Genomic DNA, 2015 nt, shown 5'->3' on the forward strand with positions numbered 1-2015 from the left:
CCCGGTCGGCTGACGGTTCGGACGAAGGCTGCGTTGAGGCGTCCCGGTCTGGCGGTTTTCTCGGCGGCGCTACCTTGGAATCCCATGAAGTTCCCACCCACACTGCGTCCCACAACTGAATCGATAATGGGAGAGAACAGTTTGGAACGCAAGGGCCGATATCACCACCAACCTTCTGAATACACACGAGATATGGGAACAACTTGGAATGGTCAGGAACCCCTGGGATCGGACGCTCGCTCCGCTCGCTTGCCTACGCGCATTCGCGCGCGGTGCAGTCGCGCCGGCCGGGCCTGCGGCCCGGGAGGGCGGAGGGGGACGTAAACGGCGCCGCCCGTTCTCCCTCTCCTCCCCCGAGGGGAGGAGAGGGCCGGGGTGAGGAGGGGGGGCTTAGACTGCGCGACGAGCGGAGACCCGAATGTGCCGCAACGGGGCACGATCCCGCCCGGTCGGGTAGGGCTAATCCACGATGTGGTAGACGGGGGCCTTCTCCATCGCCCATTCCCCGGAGTCTCGGTCGTAGCGGGACAGGGTGAAGCAGTGCCAGTCGCCGTCATCCAGCTTTGGATGATCGCCCCGGTAGTAGTATCCCGGCCAGCGCGTTTCGGTCCTGTACATCGTGTGATGGGTCACGGCCTCCGAGGCCACGACCCGGTGGTGAAGCTCCCACGCCCGCTGAAGCTGGTGCAGGTCCTCGGCCCCAAGATGGTCGAGGTCCTCCTTCAGCATGTTCAGCAGCTCCAGCCCGCGGGTGAGCATGGGCTCGTTCGTCGTGTAGTTGGCGCTGATGCCGCCGACGTATTCGTCCATGATCTTCTCGAGACGCTGGAGGCCGTGAATCGGCAGGATGTAGCTCGGCGAGACCGTGCCCGCGACGATCTCGTTGCGATTGACCCGGTAGGTCTCCAGGGGCTGATAGATGACCGTCTTGAGGTCTTCGTACTCTTTCTCGCTGACTTGCGGCTGCTCGCCCTTCAGGTCGTTGACGTAGTTGACCGCCGCTTTGCCTGCGATCCGGCCTTCCGTGTAGGACCCCGACGAGAACTTGTGGGCGGAGCCGCCGATGGTGTCGCCGGCGCCGAACAGCCCGTCGACGGTCATCATCCGGTTGTAGCCCCACTGGTAGTCCGCCGGCGCGCAGTCTTCCGGGCCGCTCGCCCAGGCGCCCGAGCACGTGGCGTGCGAGCCCATGACGTAGGGCTCCGACGTGGTCAGCTCCGGGTTGGTGTACTTCGGATCGATGTTCTGAGACGCCCAGACCACCGCCTGCCCGATGGTCATGCCCAGGAAATTCTCCCAGCCGACCTGCTCCTTGTGCGGGTCGGCGAAGGCCTCCTTCGTCACCATGCGGATGGGGCCCCGGCCGGCCTTGACCTCCTCCAGGAAGGCATGGTTGCGCAGGCAGGTCGGCACCGGGTGCATGTCGATGTAGTCGCCGACCAGCGCCTTGGTCTGGTCGTACCACTTGGACTCGTACTCCTCCCCGTAGGCGTTCTCGGTGTAGGTCTTGAGGTGGAGGAAGTAGGCGCCGACCGGCCCGTAGCCGTCCTTGAAGCGGGTCAGGACGATCCGGTTCTCCATCTGGGTCATCTTGGCGCCGACCAGGATCGGCAGCGCATAGGCCGACGCGCTGCTCCAGGGCGCGTACCAGGTGCGCCCCATGCCTTCGCCCACCGCGCGCGGCTTGAAGATGTGCGACGCGCCGCCGGCGGAGACGATCACGGCCTTGGCGCGGAAGATGTAGAACTCCCCGCTGCGGACGTTGAACCCGACTGCGCCTGCGACGCGGTTGGGCTTGGTCCGGTCCGTCAGCAGGTGGGTCACCATGATCCGGTTGTAGACCTCGGCGGCGGCCTTGCGGGCGGCCTCGGCGACGATGGGCTTGTAGCTCTCGCCGTGGATCATGATCTGCCACTTGCCTTCCCGCTGATAACGCCCGGTCTCCGGGTCCCTCATGATCGGAAGGCCCCACTCCTCGAACTTGTGCACCGTGGAGTCGACGTGGCGCGCGATGT

The 2015-nt window shown here is 65.5% G+C and carries 1 protein-coding gene; it reads right to left on the reverse strand.

The genetic code is table 11. The features are described from left to right. Positions 1-459: 459 nt before the first annotated feature. Positions 460-2015, reverse strand: a 1556-nt coding sequence (gene aprA / locus OXT71_00920; GenBank protein MDE2924945.1) for an adenylyl-sulfate reductase subunit alpha, incomplete at its 5' end; no start/stop codon positions are given.

It is taken from the genome of Acidobacteriota bacterium (assembly GCA_028874215.1).
In the GTDB taxonomy this organism is placed as follows: domain Bacteria; phylum Acidobacteriota; class UBA6911; order RPQK01; family JAJDTT01; genus JAJDTT01.